17 protein-coding genes are annotated in these 17,605 nt (G+C 34.3%); 11 read left to right on the forward strand and 6 right to left on the reverse strand.

The window, feature by feature from the left end; translation table 11 throughout:
• Positions 1–463: 463 nt before the first annotated feature.
• The 4 genes from FJOH_RS05880 to FJOH_RS05895 form a co-directional block, all read right to left on the reverse strand.
• Positions 464–2,362 carry an amidophosphoribosyltransferase gene (locus FJOH_RS05880; protein ID WP_012023215.1) on the reverse strand — a complete coding sequence of 633 codons (1,899 nt, stop codon included), beginning with the start codon at positions 2,360–2,362 and terminating at the stop codon, positions 464–466.
• 82 nt (positions 2,363–2,444) lie between these two features.
• Complete coding sequence (locus FJOH_RS05885) at positions 2,445–3,368, reverse strand: PfkB family carbohydrate kinase (RefSeq protein ID WP_012023216.1); 924 nt, start codon at positions 3,366–3,368, stop codon at positions 2,445–2,447.
• 219 nt (positions 3,369–3,587) lie between these two features.
• Positions 3,588–3,992, reverse strand: a complete 405-nt coding sequence (locus FJOH_RS05890; RefSeq protein ID WP_012023217.1) for a hypothetical protein — start codon at positions 3,990–3,992, stop codon at positions 3,588–3,590.
• Positions 3,976–4,563: an RNA polymerase sigma factor gene (locus tag FJOH_RS05895; RefSeq protein ID WP_012023218.1), complete on the reverse strand. Its 588-nt coding sequence runs from the start codon at positions 4,561–4,563 to the stop codon at positions 3,976–3,978. The genes FJOH_RS05890 and FJOH_RS05895 overlap by 17 nt, the downstream gene beginning before the upstream one ends.
• A gap of 304 nt (positions 4,564–4,867) precedes the next feature.
• Between FJOH_RS05895 and FJOH_RS05900 the strand changes: the two genes are divergently transcribed.
• On the forward strand, positions 4,868–5,215 hold the full coding sequence (locus FJOH_RS05900) for a DUF6249 domain-containing protein (RefSeq protein ID WP_012023219.1): 348 nt from the start codon (positions 4,868–4,870) through the stop codon (positions 5,213–5,215).
• Positions 5,216–5,270: 55 nt separating this feature from the next.
• On the opposite strand, the gene rnhA is transcribed toward FJOH_RS05900, so the two are convergent.
• On the reverse strand, positions 5,271–5,747 hold the full coding sequence (gene rnhA, locus FJOH_RS05905) for a ribonuclease HI (protein WP_012023220.1): 477 nt from the start codon (positions 5,745–5,747) through the stop codon (positions 5,271–5,273).
• Positions 5,748–5,815: 68 nt separating this feature from the next.
• The gene (gene purN / locus FJOH_RS05910; protein ID WP_012023221.1) at positions 5,816–6,385 is read right to left on the reverse strand and encodes a phosphoribosylglycinamide formyltransferase; all 570 of its coding nucleotides are present in this window, start codon (positions 6,383–6,385) and stop codon (positions 5,816–5,818) included.
• 175 nt (positions 6,386–6,560) lie between these two features.
• On the opposite strand from purN, the gene FJOH_RS05915 reads away from it, so the two are divergent.
• The 10 genes from FJOH_RS05915 (at position 6,561) to FJOH_RS05960 (ending at position 17,565) form a co-directional block, all read left to right on the forward strand.
• The gene (locus FJOH_RS05915; protein ID WP_007137004.1) at positions 6,561–6,797 is read left to right on the forward strand and encodes an acyl carrier protein; all 237 of its coding nucleotides are present in this window, start codon (positions 6,561–6,563) and stop codon (positions 6,795–6,797) included.
• Between the two features lie 241 nt (positions 6,798–7,038).
• Positions 7,039–8,292 carry a beta-ketoacyl-ACP synthase II gene (fabF, locus tag FJOH_RS05920; protein ID WP_044047537.1) on the forward strand — a complete coding sequence of 418 codons (1,254 nt, stop codon included), beginning with the start codon at positions 7,039–7,041 and terminating at the stop codon, positions 8,290–8,292.
• A 9-nt stretch (positions 8,293–8,301) separates the two neighbouring features.
• A complete protein-coding gene (gene rnc / locus FJOH_RS05925; RefSeq protein WP_012023223.1) occupies positions 8,302–9,042 on the forward strand; it encodes a ribonuclease III in 741 nt (246 codons plus the stop codon).
• A 125-nt stretch (positions 9,043–9,167) separates the two neighbouring features.
• Positions 9,168–9,656, forward strand: a complete 489-nt coding sequence (locus FJOH_RS05930) for an IPExxxVDY family protein (RefSeq protein WP_012023224.1) — start codon at positions 9,168–9,170, stop codon at positions 9,654–9,656.
• Positions 9,657–9,661: 5 nt separating this feature from the next.
• The gene (pyk, locus tag FJOH_RS05935; protein WP_012023225.1) at positions 9,662–11,095 is read left to right on the forward strand and encodes a pyruvate kinase; all 1,434 of its coding nucleotides are present in this window, start codon (positions 9,662–9,664) and stop codon (positions 11,093–11,095) included.
• Between the two features lie 446 nt (positions 11,096–11,541).
• Complete coding sequence (locus tag FJOH_RS05940) at positions 11,542–13,209, forward strand: arylsulfatase (RefSeq protein WP_012023226.1); 1,668 nt, start codon at positions 11,542–11,544, stop codon at positions 13,207–13,209.
• A gap of 67 nt (positions 13,210–13,276) precedes the next feature.
• Entirely contained in the window at positions 13,277–14,293 is a 1,017-nt protein-coding gene (locus tag FJOH_RS05945) for an HAD family hydrolase (RefSeq protein ID WP_012023227.1), read from the forward strand.
• A gap of 93 nt (positions 14,294–14,386) precedes the next feature.
• Positions 14,387–15,202, forward strand: coding sequence for a hypothetical protein (locus FJOH_RS05950; protein WP_012023228.1), 816 nt, complete (start codon positions 14,387–14,389; stop codon positions 15,200–15,202).
• Between the two features lie 99 nt (positions 15,203–15,301).
• The gene (locus FJOH_RS05955; RefSeq protein WP_012023229.1) at positions 15,302–16,699 is read left to right on the forward strand and encodes a DUF2252 domain-containing protein; all 1,398 of its coding nucleotides are present in this window, start codon (positions 15,302–15,304) and stop codon (positions 16,697–16,699) included.
• Between the two features lie 287 nt (positions 16,700–16,986).
• A complete protein-coding gene (locus FJOH_RS05960) occupies positions 16,987–17,565 on the forward strand; it encodes a DUF4136 domain-containing protein (protein WP_012023230.1) in 579 nt (192 codons plus the stop codon).
• The last annotated feature ends 40 nt before the right edge of the window (positions 17,566–17,605 follow it).

Here is a 17,605-nt window from a genome sequence, read left to right on the forward strand (position 1 = left end):
AAATGTATGGTGACTATTTTTATGAAAAAAACTTTTTAGATAAAAAGCAAATATATTCGATAAAGTCAATGTAAGCTCTGTAGAGCAATACCTAATAAGAAGAAAATAAAAAAGGCGGAATTTCTTCCACCTTTTTTGCCCCAAATCTACCATAAACTTAACCTACTAATGTTATGGTTTAGTAAATGTATGGCAGCTATTTTTGTGAAAAAAAAAATTCTGATGAAAGGTAAATATATCCGACAAAATGAAGATAATTGTCTAAAATTGAAATGTTTCAGTTTATTCCAATAAAAAAGGTGGAATTTCTTCCACCCTTTTTGCCCCAAATCTACCATAAACTTAACCTACTAATGTTATGGTATCTCAAAAGTATCGCAGCTTTTCAATTCTACCAAAGAAACAGGATGAACGGCAAAAAAAACCGATGAAATGCACAATTTAACCTTTTGTTAGTATTTTATTAATACGCTCTGGCGTCTTTTCCTTCGTAAAAATTCATAAAAGCACGATTTACGACACGATTTCCACCCGGAGTAGGATAGTCTCCAGTGAAGTACCAATCGCCTAAATTTTTAGGACATGCTATGTGTAAATCAGCTACAGTTTGAAATATGATTTTTACTTCGGCATTAATTTCCGGAGAGCTTAGCATTTCTGCAATTTTATCTGAGATTTCTTCGTCAGTAAATTGATCATATATTGCTGTAACATAATTCACAACATCTTTATCTTCGAAATTTTCTTGTGCTTTACATTTAGCATAAACTTCGTCTACAATATGGTAAAGGTTTCTTTCTTTTAATAAAGCAAGTGCTGCTCTAAAAGCAACTAAACCTTCAAGTTTTGCCATATCAATTCCGTAGCAATCAGGATAACGAATTTGCGGAGCAGATGAAACGATTACGATACGTTTTGGTTTCAAACGATCCATCATTTTAATGATACTCATTTTCAATGTAGTACCACGAACAATACTATCGTCGATAATTACTAAATTATCTTCTGGTTTAATTACTCCGTAGGTAACATCATAAACGTGAGCTACTAAATCGTCACGGCTGCTGTCTTCTGTAATAAAGGTTCTGAGTTTAGCATCTTTAATAGCAACTTTCTCTGTACGTATTTTTACAGCTAAAAGTTCCTGAAGTGTTTCAGCGGTTAACGTATTTCTATTTTCTAGAATATAATTGTTTTTTCTCTGATTTAAGAAATCCTGTGCAGCTTCGACTAAACCATAAAATGAAGTTTCAGCTGTATTAGGAATATATGAGAAAACAGTGTTATCTGTATCGCTGTCAATTGCTTTAAGAACAGCAGGTAAAATTAGTTTTCCTAAATCTTTACGTTCTTGGTAAATTTCGGCGTCACTTCCTCTTGAGAAATAAATTCTTTCGAATGAACAAGCTTTTTTGATTGTTGGTTCCAGGATTTGTTTCATAGAAACATTTCCGTTCTTTTTGATAATCAAAGCATTCCCCGGATCAATTTCCTGAACGCTTTCAAAAGGAACATTAAATACAGTTTGGATAACTGGTCTTTCAGAAGCTACAACAACAACTTCGTCATCTTGGTAAAAATAAGCTGGACGAATTCCGGCTGGATCTCTAAAAACAAAAGCATCACCATGACCTAATAAACCGGCCATAGCATAACCACCGTCTAAGTTTTTAGCCGAACGAGCTAATATTTTAGCAATATCCAAACGTTCTGCAATAACTGGAGAAGCTTCTCTTTTAGAATATCCTTCAGCTTTACAATCTTGGTACAATTGCATTACTTCTTTGTCTAAGAAATGACCAATTTTTTCCATTACGGTAACAGTATCAGCCATTTCTTTTGGATGCTGACCCAATTCAACCAGATTTTCGAAAAGCTCTTTAACATTTGTCATGTTGAAGTTTCCTGCCAAAATCAAGTTACGGTGCATCCAGTTACTTTGACGTAAAAATGGGTGAACACTTTCGATGCTGTTTTTTCCAAAAGTTCCGTAACGGACGTGACCTAAAAACAATTCTCCAACATAAGGAATATTTGCTTTTAAATCTTTCATGTTGTCTCCCAATTCAGGATGAGCTTTTAGTTCTTCGCTAACACGCTCATTGATTTGTTTGAAAACATCTTGGATAGGTTGTGAATGATTAGAACGAACTCTGCTGATGTAGCGTTGTCCAGGCTCAACATCAAATTTAATACTAGCAAAACCAGCTCCGTCTTGTCCGCGGTTGTGCTGTTTTTCCATCATTAAATACATTTTCTGAATTCCGTAAAATGCAGTTCCGTATTTTTCTTTATAATATTCAAGCGGTTTAAGAAGTCTGACTAAGGCTATACCACATTCGTGTTTTAAAGCGTCGCTCATTGTTTTTTTATTTTTTTGTTGTGTTGTAAGTTGTGTGTATTAACGTAATAAAAAAGCCCCGTTTTATCGAGGCTCTTAGGCATTATATTTCTATGTCAAACTGAGTTAACGACTTAAATTGCTGTAATCGAATCGCTACTTCGGCTTTGCTTAATGTTTCCATCCTTTCGGTTCCAAATTTCTCTACGCAGAACGAAGCTAAATTTGATCCGTAAATAATTGCGTTTTTCATGTTTGCAAAAGAAATGTTTTCGCTTTGTGCAATAAATCCAGAGAAACCACCTGCAAAAGTATCTCCGGCTCCGGTTGGATCGAAAACTTCTTCTAATGGTAAAGCTGGTGCAAAGAAAACTTCTCTATTGTGGAATAAAAGTGCGCCGTGTTCTCCTTTTTTGATTACCACATATTTTGGTCCCATATCCTGGATTTTGGATGCCGCTTTTACTAATGAATATTCGCCTGAAAGTTGTCTTGCTTCTTCGTCATTGATTGTAATTACATCTACACGTTTAATAACGTCTAATAATTCCGGAAGAGCGCAGTCCATCCAAAAGTTCATAGTGTCTAAAACTACTAATTTTGGTTTTTTCTCCATTTGATCTAAAACACTGCTTTGTACTAATGGATGTAAGTTTCCTAACATCACAACATCAGCATCTTTGTAGTTTTGAGGAACTTTTGGCTGAAAATCAGCTAAAACGTTCAACTCAGTTGCAAGAGTGTCTCTAGAGTTTAAATCATTGTGGTACAAACCGCTCCAGAAAAAAGTCTTTCCTCCTTTTACAATTTCGATACCAGAGATATCAATATTTTTTGAAGTTAAAAGATCTAAATGTTCTTGAGGGAAATCGTCGCCAACTACAGAAACAATGGCCGATTGCAAGTTAAAAAATGAAGCTGATAAACCAATGTACGTTGCAGCACCACCTAAAATTTTATCTGTTTTTCCGAAAGGAGTTTCAATCGCGTCGAAAGCAACTGTTCCAACAATCAATAATTTATTCATTTTATGAATTTCGAATTAGGGTGCAAAGATACTCTATAAGTTACAATCTTGCAACGGTTTAGGTTCTCAAAATTTTCATAAAAAAATAATATCGATTTCGGGTCTAATTATGGTGTAAATGAATGAATTATATTTGGGTTTAATTAGTGCTTAAAATATATTTTTTGGATTTAAATCGCAAGTTTTATTTTTGGAAAATTCCGATATTTTTAAAGCTGTCTACAACTCATACTTCTTATCAAAATAATTTTTCAAAATTCCAACTTGAATCAAAATCATAAAAGGAACAATCAATATCGCGTACATGATGTTTTTAGAGAAATGAATTCCTGAAAATGAATTTGCGATCTTATCAGAATATAATTTCCCGACTTGTTCAATTTCAATATTGTTTTCTGAAACTGAAAAAAGCGAAATATAAATCACCAATAAAGCCACAGCTATTCCAATCGAAATCCAGATTGGTTTAGAAATTAAAGGTTTGTATACACTTAATTTTTTCTCTTCTAAAGCTTGAATATTTGCCATAATTTTAGAAGTAAAATCTATTGATGGCGACTGCAGTTTGTCTTCGGCCATCACTTTTTCAATAAGTTGTTCTATATTTTTATCGCTCTCTTTCATAACATTCTATTATTTCGGGTTCTAACTGCTGTCTCAAAATTACGGCTAATTTTTGTCGGCTTCTAAATAATTTTACTTTAGCATTATTTGCCGATATATTCATGATTTTTCCAATTTCTTCTAAATTCTGATCGTCAAAATAAAATAAAGTCAAAAGGAAGTTTTCTTCATTGGGTAACAAATTTAAACATTTCTGAATGGTCTGCTTTCGTTCTTTTTCTTCTAAAGTGCTCAAAGCATTATCCATCGTTTTAATTAAGTGCGAAGAAAAGTCATCAATAGAAATATTTAAATCCTCTTTTTTACTTTTCTTTAATCTGTCCAGACAAGTATTATAAGCGATTTTATAAATCCAAGTCGAAAATTTAGAATCGCCTTTAAATTTATTCAGTGAACTATAAATCTTTATAAACGTGTCTTGTGCAACTTCTTCAGCTTCTTCCCGGTTTTTTACCATTTTGAGTGCTAATGTAAAGATCATATCTTTATAACGATCCACAAGAACGGCAAACGCATTTGTCTCGCCCTGCAGAATTTTATCGATATAATGCTGATCATTTATTGTGCTCATATTATATAGGACGACAAGTTGTTTGTTTGGGTTACAAGAAAGTTGAAAATAAATTCTAAATTTTTTAAAACTCAAATTCCAAATTCCACTCTTTAATATATAATAAGTATAGGAGTTGAACTTTGACAAGGTTTTAAAGTTTGGCAAAGCTGTGTCGGGAAATAAAATCAAATCAAAATTAATTGATTATCAGTTGGTTTTGGGGTTTCGAATTTAAAATTTGAATTTTTTTTCCAAAAGCTGTAACCTCAATTTAAAAAGTCTCGTCATATGGAGTATCAATCAATTTAAAAACGTAAATATTATGGACGACAAAATTTTAATTCCAGTTAGTTTTTTCTTAATGATCTTCGGGATCGTTTATTTAATTTATTCAACCAGAAACAGAGAACGTCTGGCTCTTATAGAAAAAGGAGTAGATGCAAGTATCTTTTTGCAGGGAAAAGGAAGCGGCGTTCCGGCCTGGAAAATATTTGTTGTGAATCTGGCTTTCTTGTTAATAGGAAGCGGAGTTGGAATTTTTCTGGCTTTACTAATCACAACCTATACTTCTCTTAATGATGGAGCTGTTTATCCTTCGATTATTTTTATAATGGCCGGAATTGGACTTTTAACAGGATTTAAAACTGCCAAAGATCTGGATAAAGAATAAGACAAGTAAAAGTTTAAGTTAGTAAAAAAGGGCATCAAATATTTGATGCCCTTTTTTATTCTTTAGATCCTATGGTTTCGTAATAAACATCAACAGAAAGTTTTGGCTGCATTGATGCCATTACAGCAAGCTGGTCGCAGCGTTCGTTTTGCGGATGGTTATTGTGTCCTTTTATCCATTTAAAATCAACCTTATGTTTTCGGTAAGCAATTAAAAAACGTTTCCACAAGTCAGGATTTTTTTTTCCCGTATATCCTTTTTTTTCCCAGCCAAAAACCCATTTTTTTTCGACAGAATCAACAACGTATTTGGAGTCTGAAATTACTAAGACTTTCATGTTGGGATTTTTGAGTTTTTCTAAACCCACAATTACAGCCAGAAGTTCCATTCGGTTATTGGTAGTCAGGCGAAAGCCCTCATAGAATTCTTTTTTATAAGGAGTGCCTACCAATTCCATTACCACGCCGTAACCGCCATTGCCGGGATTTCCCTTTGCTGCACCATCTGTATATATATGTACTTCGTGACTCATTTATTTATTTTAGATTGTAGACTTTAGATTGCAGATTATATGGCTTTATCTAAAATTTGAATTTATATTTAAGAATTTGCATCTAATAATCTATGGATGATTTCAGGAAAATGTTTTTGTTCTAATTCATGAATCTTTTCAGCAACAGTTTCAGGAGTGTCTTCTTCGGTTAAAAGAACGTTTTGCTGAAATATAATACCTCCTTCATCATAATTCTCATTTACATAATGAATAGAAATTCCGGTTTCTTTTTCCTTATTATTCACTATCGCCCTGTGAATGTGCATTCCGTACATTCCCTTGCCTCCATATTTAGGTAAAAGTGCAGGGTGAATGTTGATTATTTTATTCGGATACTGCTCAATTATGTTTTCAGGAAATTTGAGTAAAAAACCGGCAAGGACAATCAAATCTGGGTCGATTTTTTGTATTTTTTGTAATATATTTCGTTCTAAAAGTTCGTTTTTTGAGAAGATTTCGACCGGAATTTGATGATTTTTTGCTCTGTCAATAACTTTTGCCGAAGCATTATTTGTAAAAACCGAAACGACCTTGGCAATTTCGATATTCGAAAAATATTTTATAATGTTTTCTGCGTTAGTTCCTGATCCTGAGGCAAAAACGATAATTTTTTTCATGATTGAATTTATTTTTAGAATGCAAAAAACGGAATAAAAATCGAAAATAAATAGCTTTAAAAGACCTTTCTTGAAATTAATTTTATAAATTAGTGTCACATTTATAAACTAAATAGTTGTTTTAAAATAAAGTTTTTTATTTTTGCCAACAAATTAAATTCTAAAATTAAAGATTATGTCAGACATTGCATCAAGAGTAAAAGCGATTATCGTAGACAAATTAGGTGTTGACGAAAACGAAGTTGTAACAGAAGCAAGCTTCACTAATGATTTAGGAGCTGACTCATTAGACACTGTTGAGCTTATTATGGAATTCGAAAAAGAATTTGATATTCAAATTCCAGACGATCAAGCAGAAAACATTGCTACTGTAGGTCAAGCTATTTCTTATATCGAGGAAGCTAAAAAATAATAATACCACACCCGAATTTTAAAAATTCCAAAGTTTGAATATCCAAATTCCAAAATTGGAGTTTGTTTTCTAAAAAATTGAAATTTCTAGAAATCGGGTGTTATTATTTTTTAAAATTTAAATTTCGATTGATTTTCAATCAAAAAGATATATTTATATTGTAATACCCATGGCTCTTAAGTAGCAATACAGTTAAGAAAGCATGGGTTTTATTTGTTTAAAGACACAAAATACATATTTTATGGCATTAAGGCGAGTTGTTGTAACAGGATTAGGTGCACTTACTCCTATCGGGAATAATATCCAGGAATATTGGAATGCACTTGTGAATGGGGTAAGCGGAGCCGCTCCTATCACATATTATGATACAGAGAAGCATAAAACGAAATTTGCCTGCGAAGTAAAAAACTTCAACATTGAAGATTACATGGATCGCAAGGAATCTCGCAGACTAGATAAATTTGCTCAGTATGCAATTGCTGCCAGTGACGAAGCTATTAAAGATGCTGGTCTAACAAATGATAATATCGACAAAACTAGAGTAGGTGTTATCTGGGGAGCTGGAATTGGAGGTTTAGAAACTTTCCAGGAAGAAGTAATGTATTATGCAAAAGGTGACGGAACTCCAAAATTCAATCCGTTTTTTATACCTAAAATGATTGCCGATATTGCTCCTGCGCATATTTCAATGCGTAACGGGTATATGGGACCAAATTATACTACCGTTTCTGCATGTGCATCTTCTGCAAATGCATTAATCGATGCTTTTAACTACATTCGTTTAGGAATGTGTGATGTTATTGTGTCTGGTGGTTCTGAAGCTGCTGTTACCATTGCAGGTATGGGTGGTTTTAGTTCAATGCACGCTTTATCTACAAGAAATGAAAGTCCTGAAACAGCTTCAAGACCTTTTGATGCAACCAGAGATGGTTTCGTTTTAGGAGAAGGAGCAGGAGCTTTAGTTCTTGAAGATTATGAGCACGCAAAAGCAAGAGGCGCAAAAATTTACTGTGAAATTGGCGGCGGCGGAATGTCATCTGATGCTTACCATTTAACAGCACCGCATCCGGAAGGAATTGGAGTTATCGCAGTAATGAAAAATACACTAAAAGATGCCGGAATGAACCCGGAAGATGTTGATCATATCAACACTCACGGAACTTCTACTCCACTTGGAGATGTGGCTGAATTAAAAGCAATCAGTAATGTTTTTGGTGAACACGCTAAAAACATTAACATCAATTCAACAAAATCAATGACAGGACACTTACTTGGCGCTGCCGGAGCTATCGAAGCAATTGCTTCTATTTTGGCAATGCAGCACGGAATTGTTCCTCCAACGATTAACCATACTGTTGTTGATGAAAATATTGATCCATCATTAAACCTTACTTTAAACAAACCTCAAAAAAGAGAAGTGAATGTTGCTATGAGTAACACGTTTGGTTTTGGCGGACACAATGCTTGTGTATTGTTTAAAAAATTAGCTGACTAATTTTCGGATATGAATATTATCAAAAAAATATTTTCTAAATCCCGTTCTCTAGAAGACGGGATTTTTTTTGACACTATTCAGAAAATTCTTGGTTTTCAGCCTATAAATATCGAATTTTATAAAAAAGCCTTTACACATAGATCATCAAACAAATTAGATGAAGCAGGACATCCTATAAATTACGAAAGACTTGAATTTTTAGGAGATGCAATGTTAAGTGCTGTAATTGCTGCACATTTGTTTAATAAGGCGCCAAATGGAGACGAAGGTTATTTAACAAAAATGCGTTCAAAAATCGTGAGCCGCGAACATTTAAATGAACTTGGCAAAGATTTGAATTTAGTGCGTTTTGTAGAGAGCAAAGTACCAGTACAGCATTTTGGAGAAAACATTCATGGTAATATTTTCGAATCGCTTATTGGAGCTATATATTTAGATAAAGGATATTCGTACTGCGAAAGATTTATTCAAAAAAGAGTAATTACGCCTTATGTTGATATTGCGAGACTCGAAGGAAAAGTAATTAGTTATAAAAGTTTAGTTATCGAATGGTGTCAGAAAGAAAAGAGAATCTTTCACTACGACATTTTTGAAGATAATGGCATCGACGGACAGCGTTTGTTTGGTGTCAAATTAAGTATAGACGATAAAGTGGTCGCAAGAGCGCGGGCAACTTCAAAAAAGAAAGCAGAAGAAAAAGCTTCGCAAAGAGCCTATTTTGCATTTCAGGAAAAAATTGACAAGAAATAATTACAAAAATGCTGTAGTTTTCTTAACGCTAAATCGTTTTCGTTTATAAATTAATAAAAACAAGCTGCTTATAACTATTGATGCTCCGTTAGAAATAGTATATTTACAACTTGATTTTTCATGACATGGCTATTCATAGATTGGATTTAGATGAATTTGACGAAATTGATTATTATTTAATGGCAATTCATACTTCATTAGAAGATTATAGATTGGCCTATTTTATCAATAAGAACCTTCCGATTAACTTAAGTAAGAGCAAAAACGAGATCCATGCTCAGACTAAAGAAGGTGAGGCAAATTTTTCGAGATTTTATTATTATGATTCTGAGAAAGCTGTATCATGGAATTTGATTCAGAATAAAAATGAGATCATTTCTGTGAGTACAAATGATTTCCAGAATTTGTTTTCTAATGAAACAAGTGAGGTTTCTACAACAATTCATTTACTTCCTGAATTCAAAAAAGTAGATTTTTTCCTGAAAATCGATAACAGCGAAGAGGCTGTTGATTTTTCAGAAATTCAGCAAAAACTAAATTCAATAGAAAGTATCGCAGCAATATATGCTGTAGATACCAATAAAATAAAATCAAAAAACAATCTAATTTTTTAAAAAAAATGTTAACAAATAAGAAAACCAAAATTGTTGCTACACTTGGGCCTGCCTGTAGTACAAGAGAGATCATTAAAGATATGATTGATGCAGGGGTTAATGTGTTTAGAATCAATTTTTCGCATGCAGATTACGAAGGAGTAAAAGAAAAAATTGACATCATTAGAGGATTAAACGAAGAGTTTGGTTATACTACAGCGATTCTTGGAGATTTGCAGGGACCAAAACTTAGAGTTGGTGTAATGGAAGAAGGTACTGTTGTACATGATGGAGATGAAATTACTTTTACAACTGCAGAAGATATTATCGGAAATGCAAAAAAAGCATTCATGAAATATCAGAATTTCCCAAATGATGTAAATGTTGGAGAGCGTATTTTGCTTGATGATGGTAAACTTATTTTCGAAATTGTTTCAACAGATAAAAAAACAGAAGTTGTTGCTAAAGTTATTCAGGGCGGAGAATTAAAATCTAAAAAAGGAGTTAATCTTCCAAATACAAAAATTTCTTTACCAGCTTTAACTGAAAAAGATATTGCTGATGCCATTTTTGCAATCGAACAAAAAGTAGACTGGATCGCACTTTCATTCGTGAAAACACCGCGCGATTTACAAGATTTACAAGAATTAATCGCGAAGCATTCAGAATATAAAATTCCAATTATTGCTAAAATTGAAATGCCGGAAGCTCTAGAGAACATGGATAAAATTGTAGCATATTGCGATGGTTTAATGGTGGCTCGTGGAGATCTTGGTGTTGAGCTTCCTGCTCACGAAGTTCCATTAGTACAAAAAGATTTGATCAGAAGAGCTAAAACAGCTAGAATTCCTGTTATCGTTGCTACACAAATGATGGAAACAATGATTACAAGTTTAACTCCAACAAGAGCAGAAGTAAACGACGTTGCAAACTCAGTAATGGACGGAGCAGATGCAGTAATGTTGTCTGGAGAAACTGCAACAGGAAACTATCCAGTACAAGTAATTCAAAGAATGGCACAAATTTGCGAAGCTGTAGAAAACTCTCCGCTTATTCAAGTGCCTCAAAATACACCACAAATTAAAACTAAACGTTTTGTTACTAAAACAGTTTGCCACCAGGCAGCTTTATTAGCAAATGAAATCGAAGCTAAAGCAATTTGTACTTTAACAAACAGTGGTTACACAGCTTTCCAAATTTCGGCTTGGAGACCTTCAACGGCTCATATTTTAGTATTTACTTCAAACAGAAGAATCTTAACACAATTGAATTTATTATGGGGAGTTAAATCTTTCTACTATGATAATGAAGAAAGTACAGATGATACTGTAACTGATGTAAATCAAATTGCAATTGAAAAAGGTTATGCACAAAAAGGAGATTATTTAATCAACCTTGCTGCAATGCCAATTAAAGATAAAGGAATGGTTAACACCATGAGAGTTTCTGAGATAGAATAGTTTCTGTAAAAGATCCTAAATATACTTTTAAAAAGCCATCCGGTAAATCGGGTGGCTTTTTTGCTTTTATACCCTGAGTGAAAATTGTTTCAGTTTAAACTTTCCAAACAAAAAATCCAAACTCTTGTTTTTTAGCAGATGCTCCAAACCATAAATTAAAATGTTTTAGGGCAGAATAACGCCTTTTTGATGTTGCAAGTTATAATTTGCAACAATGTAGTGTCTTAAAAATAAGGTTGTTAGGTTTTTTATTTTTTAATTTTGAGATCCTTAACAAAACGTTAAAAAAATTACTGTTGAAATTCCCCCTTATTTATCCAACAGTGAAATGCTTAACAAGCTACTTTTTTAGTATAGGTTATTTTCTACAAAATGTTAGTAGAAAAAATTAGTTCGATTACATAAAAAACCATTATAGAACGAATTTATTAACAAATCTTATTACCATGAAACAAAGTAAACTTAGAAATGCCTTAATGCTCTTTGCATTAGTATGCTTCACAATTGTTCAGGTGAAAGCTCAGAATAAAAAAATCAACATTTTAGTATTATGGGGTGATGATATTGGAACTACAAATATTAGTGCCTACAGTGACGGACTTATGGGATATACAACTCCTAATATAGATCGTTTAGCTAATGAGGGATTACGTTTCCTTCATTATTACGGAGAACAAAGCTGTACAGCCGGGCGCGCTGCTTTTTTAACAGGACAGCACGGTCTTAGAACCGGGCTTACAAAAGTAGGTTTCCCTGGTGCGCCAATGGGTATGAGTCAATTAGATCCTTCTATAGGCGGTATCATGAAAAGTTTAGGATATGTAACAGGTCAGTTTGGTAAAAACCACGTAGGAGATCGTAATGAAAATTTGCCAACGGTAAATGGTTTTGACGAATTTTTTGGAAATCTGTATCATTTAAATGCTGAAGAAGAGCCAGAATTACCAGATTATCCTAAAGATCCAGAATACCTGAAAAAATTCGGACCAAGAGGAGTATTAAAATGTACAGCTACAAATACAGATGATGGTACAGTTGATCCTCGTTTTGGGAAAATTGGAAAACAAAGAATTGAAGATACAGGACCTCTTACTAAAAAAAGAATGGAAACAGTAGATGATGAAACATCTGCAGCAGCTATCGATTTTATAAAAAGACAAAACGCAGCAGGCAAACCATTTTTCTGCTGGTTCAATGCTACACGTATGCACCTGCGTACGCATGTTAGAGCAGAACACAGAGGAAGATACACACACGGAGACAGTGAATATATCGACGGTATGATCGAACACGATGAAACAATAGGAAGTATTTTAAAAGCATTAGACGATTTAGGAATTGCTGATAATACAATTGTAGTGTATTCTACAGATAACGGACCACACATGAATACATGGCCAGATGGAGCCATGACACCATTTCGTTCTGAAAAAAACACCAACTGGGATGGAGCTTTCCGTGTACCATGTATTGTACGCTGGCCGGGTGTAATTAAACCTGGAACTGTTACAACTGAGTTGATGAGTCATAATGACTGGATTCCAACCTTTGCCTCAATTGCAGGAGAACCTGATATTACAAATAAACTTTTGAAAGGATATAATGCTAATGGAAAAACCTATAAAGTACATTTAGACGGTTTTGATCAAAGTAATTTCTTGCGAGGTAAAACGCAAAAAAGTGCCAGAGATAAATTCTTTTACACAGATGATGACGGCCTTTTGGTTGGTTTAAGAGAAGGAGACTATAAATATGTTTTCGCAGAACAGCGTCTAGGTGGTACAATGGGAGTTTGGGCAGAACCTTTTACTAAACTGCGTTTGCAAAAAATATTTAATCTATACCAAGATCCTTTTGAAAGAGCAGATATAACTTCAAATACATTTTGGGACTGGCAGATGAATCATGTACAGTTAATGTATGGAGCTATTCAGGATGTGGTTGTATTTGCAGAAACCTTTAAAGAATTTCCTCCAAGATCAATCCCGCCAAGTTTCTCTGCGTATACCATTATGGAAGAAGAGATGAAAGCAATTAAGGCACAAAAATATATTGAAAAAAATGTGATGCCTAAATTAAAAGAAGAAGAAGCAGAAACGAAAAAGAAAAAATAAAGAAATATAAATTTTAATAGAGCTTGAATCTCCCTGTTTCAAGCTCTATAAATTAAAAATCGACACCATGATACATAAAAAAATATATGTATTAGCACTGTTGCCTTTTTTTCTTTTTTCCTGTAAAAACAAATCAGAAGAAGCGGTAAGTGTTAATCCAAAAGACAGTTCTGCGGTTATAGCAGGCGATCCGCTGCCAAGCTGGAATAACGGACCTTTAAAAGAAGATATTATTTCTTATGTAGAAAAAGTAACCAAAAAAGGCAGCCCGGATTTTATTCCCATAGAAGACAGAATCGCCACTTTTGATAACGACGGAACATTATGGGCCGAAAAACCGTATGTTCAGGAATTATTTGCTTTTTATCAGGTAAAAAAAATGGTTGAAGCTAATCCCGCATTGGCACAAAAGCAGCCTTTTAAAGCCGTGATCGAAAAAGACAAAACTTACTTTGAAAAAGGCGGAGACAAAGCTCTTATACAGCTTGTTGGTGCAACACATACCGGAACGACAGAAGATGAATTTGAAACCTCGGTTAATGCATTTTTTAAGGATGCAAAATATCCGGGAAAAAATGTTCCCGTAAAACAAATACGTTATCAGCCTCAGCTGGAACTGTTAAATTATCTTCGCTCAAACGGGTTTAAAACCTATATCGTAACTGGAGGAACAATAGAAGTCGTGAGAGCAATATCTCAGGATTTTTACGGGATTCCAAAAGATCAGGTTGTAGGTACTTCTTTCAAATACAAATACGATGATGCAAAAAATGCAGTACAAAGAGAACCGGCTTTAGATCATTTTAATGATAAAGAAGGAAAACCTGTGGGCATACAACTGCATATTGGACAGCGTCCTGTTTTTGCCTGCGGTAACGAAGGCGGAGCCGGAGACATTGCCATGCTCAAATATTCGCAGGGAAATAAATATCCTTCATTTCAGCTGCTTATAAACCACAACGATTCTATTAGAGAATACAGTTACCAGGAAAAAGATAATTTATCCTTAAGTACAGCCGCAAAAAACAAGTGGCATGTAGTAAGCATAAAAGACGATTGGAAAAAGGTGTTTGCAGATAAATAATTTTGAATTAGTTAAGATTAATGAGACAGCTTTTGCTGGCCAAAAGTTGTTTCATTTTGATTTTGCGATGAATGATTTCTTAAATGAATTACTATGAAACGAATTACGATATTATTTCTCAGTACGGCTTTTTTTATATTGTCATTTAATGTTTGTGCACAAGATGCACCGCCAAAAACAGGAGCAAGCGCACAGGAACTGGCAGATAAACTGGCTAATCCCGTCGCAAGTTTAATTAGTGTCCCGCTGCAAAATAATCTTACTTACGGGATTGGTCCATACAATGGAATAAAATATCAGATTAATATACAACCTGTTGTTCCATTTAAATTGAGTGAGAATCTCAACTTAATTACTCGCTATATTCTCCCGGTTGTAGATCAGCAGGATGTAACGGGAGCAAACACGCACGAGTTTGGTTTAAGCGATGCAACAATAACAGCCTTTTTTGCTCCTAAAACAAAAGGAATCATCTTTGGGGCTGGTCCGGCCTTTTTAGTACCAACCGCTACAGAAAAACTTTTAGGAACAGAAAAATTTGGAATTGGGCCAAGTGTTTTGGTTATGCATCAGGGAAAAGGACTATCTATAGGTTTTTTAGCCAATCAAATTTGGTCAGTAGCAGGAGCATCAGATCGCGCTGATTTCAATCAATTTTACACTCAGATATTTCTAACACATAGTTATAAAAGCGGTGCAAGTTTAGGGGTCAGTTCAGAAATTACACAAAACTGGCAGGGAAACACAACACTTATTACGCTTAGTCCAAATGTTGGCGCAATTACAAAATTAGGCAGTCAGACAATGCAATTTGCTGTGATGCCGTTAATTCCAATTGTAGGACATCAATCTATAAAACCTGATTGGGGTCTAAGAGCTGTTGTAGCATTTGTATTTCCGGGATCTTAAAACCGTCTAATAAAAAAATAGGAACTCACATCTTAATTAAAGATATGACATATTCCATGGAAAATTAGAGACGTGACAGAAGTAAAATAAATCATTCCTATGACCGAAAAAACGGATAACAACGAGATTTTATTTGATCCAACGGCATCAAAAACAGAACGCTATGAAAAAGGCAGAGCGATTAGAAAAATTGTGCCCCGCTCCTCTCATCAGCAATATGTGCCGTCAGAAAATCGCGAAGATCCTGTAGACATTTTAATAAGAACCAGTATAGGAAGAATCGAAAGTTTACTGCCTATCCGATATACCAGAATGATGGAATCGCCTTTCGCATTCTTTCGCGGAGCCGCCGCAATTATGACAGCAGATCTTGAGCAGACGCCCAATACAGGAATAGATTTACAACTCTGCGGTGATTGTCATTTAATGAATTTTGGAGGATTTGCAACGCCAGAACGCAAACTGGTTTTTGATATTAATGATTTTGATGAAACTTTTCCGGGACCTTGGGAATGGGATGTAAAACGATTAGCGGCAAGTTTTGTTATTGCCGGAAAATGGAGAAAATTTTCTAAAAAAAACTGTAAAGAATTTGCCTGGAATGTTGCAGACAGTTACAAAAGACATATGCTGGATTATAGTAAATTATCGGCACTGCAAATTTGGTATGCCGATATAGATCTGGCAGAATTAATAGAATTAGGAAAAGATGAAGAGATAAAAGAGTTTCATCAAAAAAGAATAAAAAAAGCCGCAGAATATACAGCACATGAAAAAGAGTTTGCAAAGATGACGTATCGCGATGGTGTGCGGGCAAGAATTAAAGACGAACCGCCGTTGATTTATCATCCCTCCGGAAACGAAGAAGATCAAATTTTAAAAGAAGCAGAGATAGTTCATAAACGATATTTAAAATCACTTCCAGAAGACAAACAGGTTTTATTAAGCCGGTATTCGATGCATGATTTTGCCATAAAAGTAGTAGGTGTAGGAAGTGTTGGCACACTCTGCGGTATTAGTTTGTTAATGTCGGCAACAGGAGAACCTATCTTTCTGCAGTTTAAAGAGGCAAGAAAAAGCGTTTTGGAACAACATGTAAAAGTCAAAGCTAAATACACGCATCAAGGCGAAAGAATTGTAATAGGACAAAAGTTAATGCAGTCAGCCTCAGATATGTTTTTAGGATGGACAAATGACGATAAAGGCCGATTTTTCTATATCCGTCAGCTTAGAGATGCCAAGGTAAAACCGGTTCTTGAAATTATGAAAGAAGAAAACATGATAGATTATGCCAAAGCCTGCGGATGGGCACTTGCAAGAGCACACGCACGTTCTGGCGATCCTTCTATGCTTTCCGGATATATAGGAGACAGTAATGAATTTGCTAATTCAATTTCGAAATTTTCTCTTTTATATGCAGACCAAAACGAATCAGATTATAATAAAATGGTTAAAGCAGTAAAAGAAGGCAGACTGCCAATTGCTGCAGAAATATAAATTTTAGTAATTAAAAAATACATCATGTAGCTCTGCAAAGTAAAAAAGAATCTGCTGTTTTATTTGAAATGAAAGAAAAAAGCCTAAAAATAAATAAGTAAGAAATTTACACAATGTATGATGCTAATTAAAATAAATGATTTATCTTTGAGTGTTTTGTAAAAGCCTGTAATATAGTTCTTTGTGTTTTGATAACGCATTTTCGAAGCCTTTTATCGTTCATTCAAGATTTTCAGAATTAATAATTTCGAGTTAAGCCAATTAATCAATAATTTAAATTCTACAAGATGAATATCAAAAGAACAAATCTTCGCATTATCCCAATACTGTTTTTGGGTTTAATTTACAGCTGTTCTCCAACTGTAAGAGTGACAACTGATTACGATCATGCAGCAAATTTTGGTGAATATAAAACCTTTGCAGTCTACGATTTAAAAGCAAAACAGGGTCAGGTAAATCAGTTAAATGTAGACCGTGTTACTAATGCAATTCGTGCAGAAATGATCGCCAAAGGATTTAAAGAAAGTGACAATCCGGATTTAAAAGTAAATGCAGTTTCAATCTTAAAAAATAAAACTTCAGTATCTGCCGATACCAATTTCTACGGTTACGGCGGTATGTATCGACCATACGGATATTGGGGAGGCGGTGCCATGATGGGCGGCGCTAATACAACATTTAATACATACGATTACGTTGACGGCTCACTTGTAATTGATATTGTTTCTACAAAATCTCAAAAACTAGTGTGGCAGGGAATTGGTAATGCTGAAATCGACAGCAAGCCAGACAATCCGGAGGAATTTATTAATAACTCTATCAAAAAAATCTTAGCCGGTTTTCCTCCCGGAGCAGAAAAAAAATAATTAAAGTTTTTATAAAAAACAGCTGTACTTTTTCTCAAAC

The sequence above is a fragment of the Flavobacterium johnsoniae UW101 genome, assembly GCF_000016645.1.
Taxonomy (GTDB): domain Bacteria; phylum Bacteroidota; class Bacteroidia; order Flavobacteriales; family Flavobacteriaceae; genus Flavobacterium; species Flavobacterium johnsoniae.

What these genes read in the sequence shown, in the direction of transcription:
- FJOH_RS05890 (WP_012023217.1), bottom strand. Translation starts at nt 3,992, where the DNA reads ATGAAAGAGAGCGATAAAAATATAGAACAACTTATTGAAAAAGTGATG.
- rnc (WP_012023223.1), top strand. Translation starts at nt 8,302, where the DNA reads ATGAATATTATCAAAAAAATATTTTCTAAATCCCGTTCTCTAGAAGAC.
- FJOH_RS05885 (WP_012023216.1), bottom strand. Translation starts at nt 3,368, where the DNA reads ATGAATAAATTATTGATTGTTGGAACAGTTGCTTTCGACGCGATTGAA.
- fabF (WP_044047537.1), top strand. Translation starts at nt 7,039, where the DNA reads ATGGCATTAAGGCGAGTTGTTGTAACAGGATTAGGTGCACTTACTCCT.
- FJOH_RS05945 (WP_012023227.1), top strand. Translation starts at nt 13,277, where the DNA reads ATGATACATAAAAAAATATATGTATTAGCACTGTTGCCTTTTTTTCTT.
- FJOH_RS05930 (WP_012023224.1), top strand. Translation starts at nt 9,168, where the DNA reads ATGGCTATTCATAGATTGGATTTAGATGAATTTGACGAAATTGATTAT.
- FJOH_RS05955 (WP_012023229.1), top strand. Translation starts at nt 15,302, where the DNA reads ATGACCGAAAAAACGGATAACAACGAGATTTTATTTGATCCAACGGCA.
- FJOH_RS05940 (WP_012023226.1), top strand. Translation starts at nt 11,542, where the DNA reads ATGAAACAAAGTAAACTTAGAAATGCCTTAATGCTCTTTGCATTAGTA.
- FJOH_RS05960 (WP_012023230.1), top strand. Translation starts at nt 16,987, where the DNA reads ATGAATATCAAAAGAACAAATCTTCGCATTATCCCAATACTGTTTTTG.
- FJOH_RS05900 (WP_012023219.1), top strand. Translation starts at nt 4,868, where the DNA reads ATGGACGACAAAATTTTAATTCCAGTTAGTTTTTTCTTAATGATCTTC.
- purN (WP_012023221.1), bottom strand. Translation starts at nt 6,385, where the DNA reads ATGAAAAAAATTATCGTTTTTGCCTCAGGATCAGGAACTAACGCAGAA.
- FJOH_RS05915 (WP_007137004.1), top strand. Translation starts at nt 6,561, where the DNA reads ATGTCAGACATTGCATCAAGAGTAAAAGCGATTATCGTAGACAAATTA.
- rnhA (WP_012023220.1), bottom strand. Translation starts at nt 5,747, where the DNA reads ATGAGTCACGAAGTACATATATATACAGATGGTGCAGCAAAGGGAAAT.
- FJOH_RS05880 (WP_012023215.1), bottom strand. Translation starts at nt 2,362, where the DNA reads ATGAGCGACGCTTTAAAACACGAATGTGGTATAGCCTTAGTCAGACTT.
- FJOH_RS05950 (WP_012023228.1), top strand. Translation starts at nt 14,387, where the DNA reads ATGAAACGAATTACGATATTATTTCTCAGTACGGCTTTTTTTATATTG.
- FJOH_RS05895 (WP_012023218.1), bottom strand. Translation starts at nt 4,563, where the DNA reads ATGAGCACAATAAATGATCAGCATTATATCGATAAAATTCTGCAGGGC.
- pyk (WP_012023225.1), top strand. Translation starts at nt 9,662, where the DNA reads ATGTTAACAAATAAGAAAACCAAAATTGTTGCTACACTTGGGCCTGCC.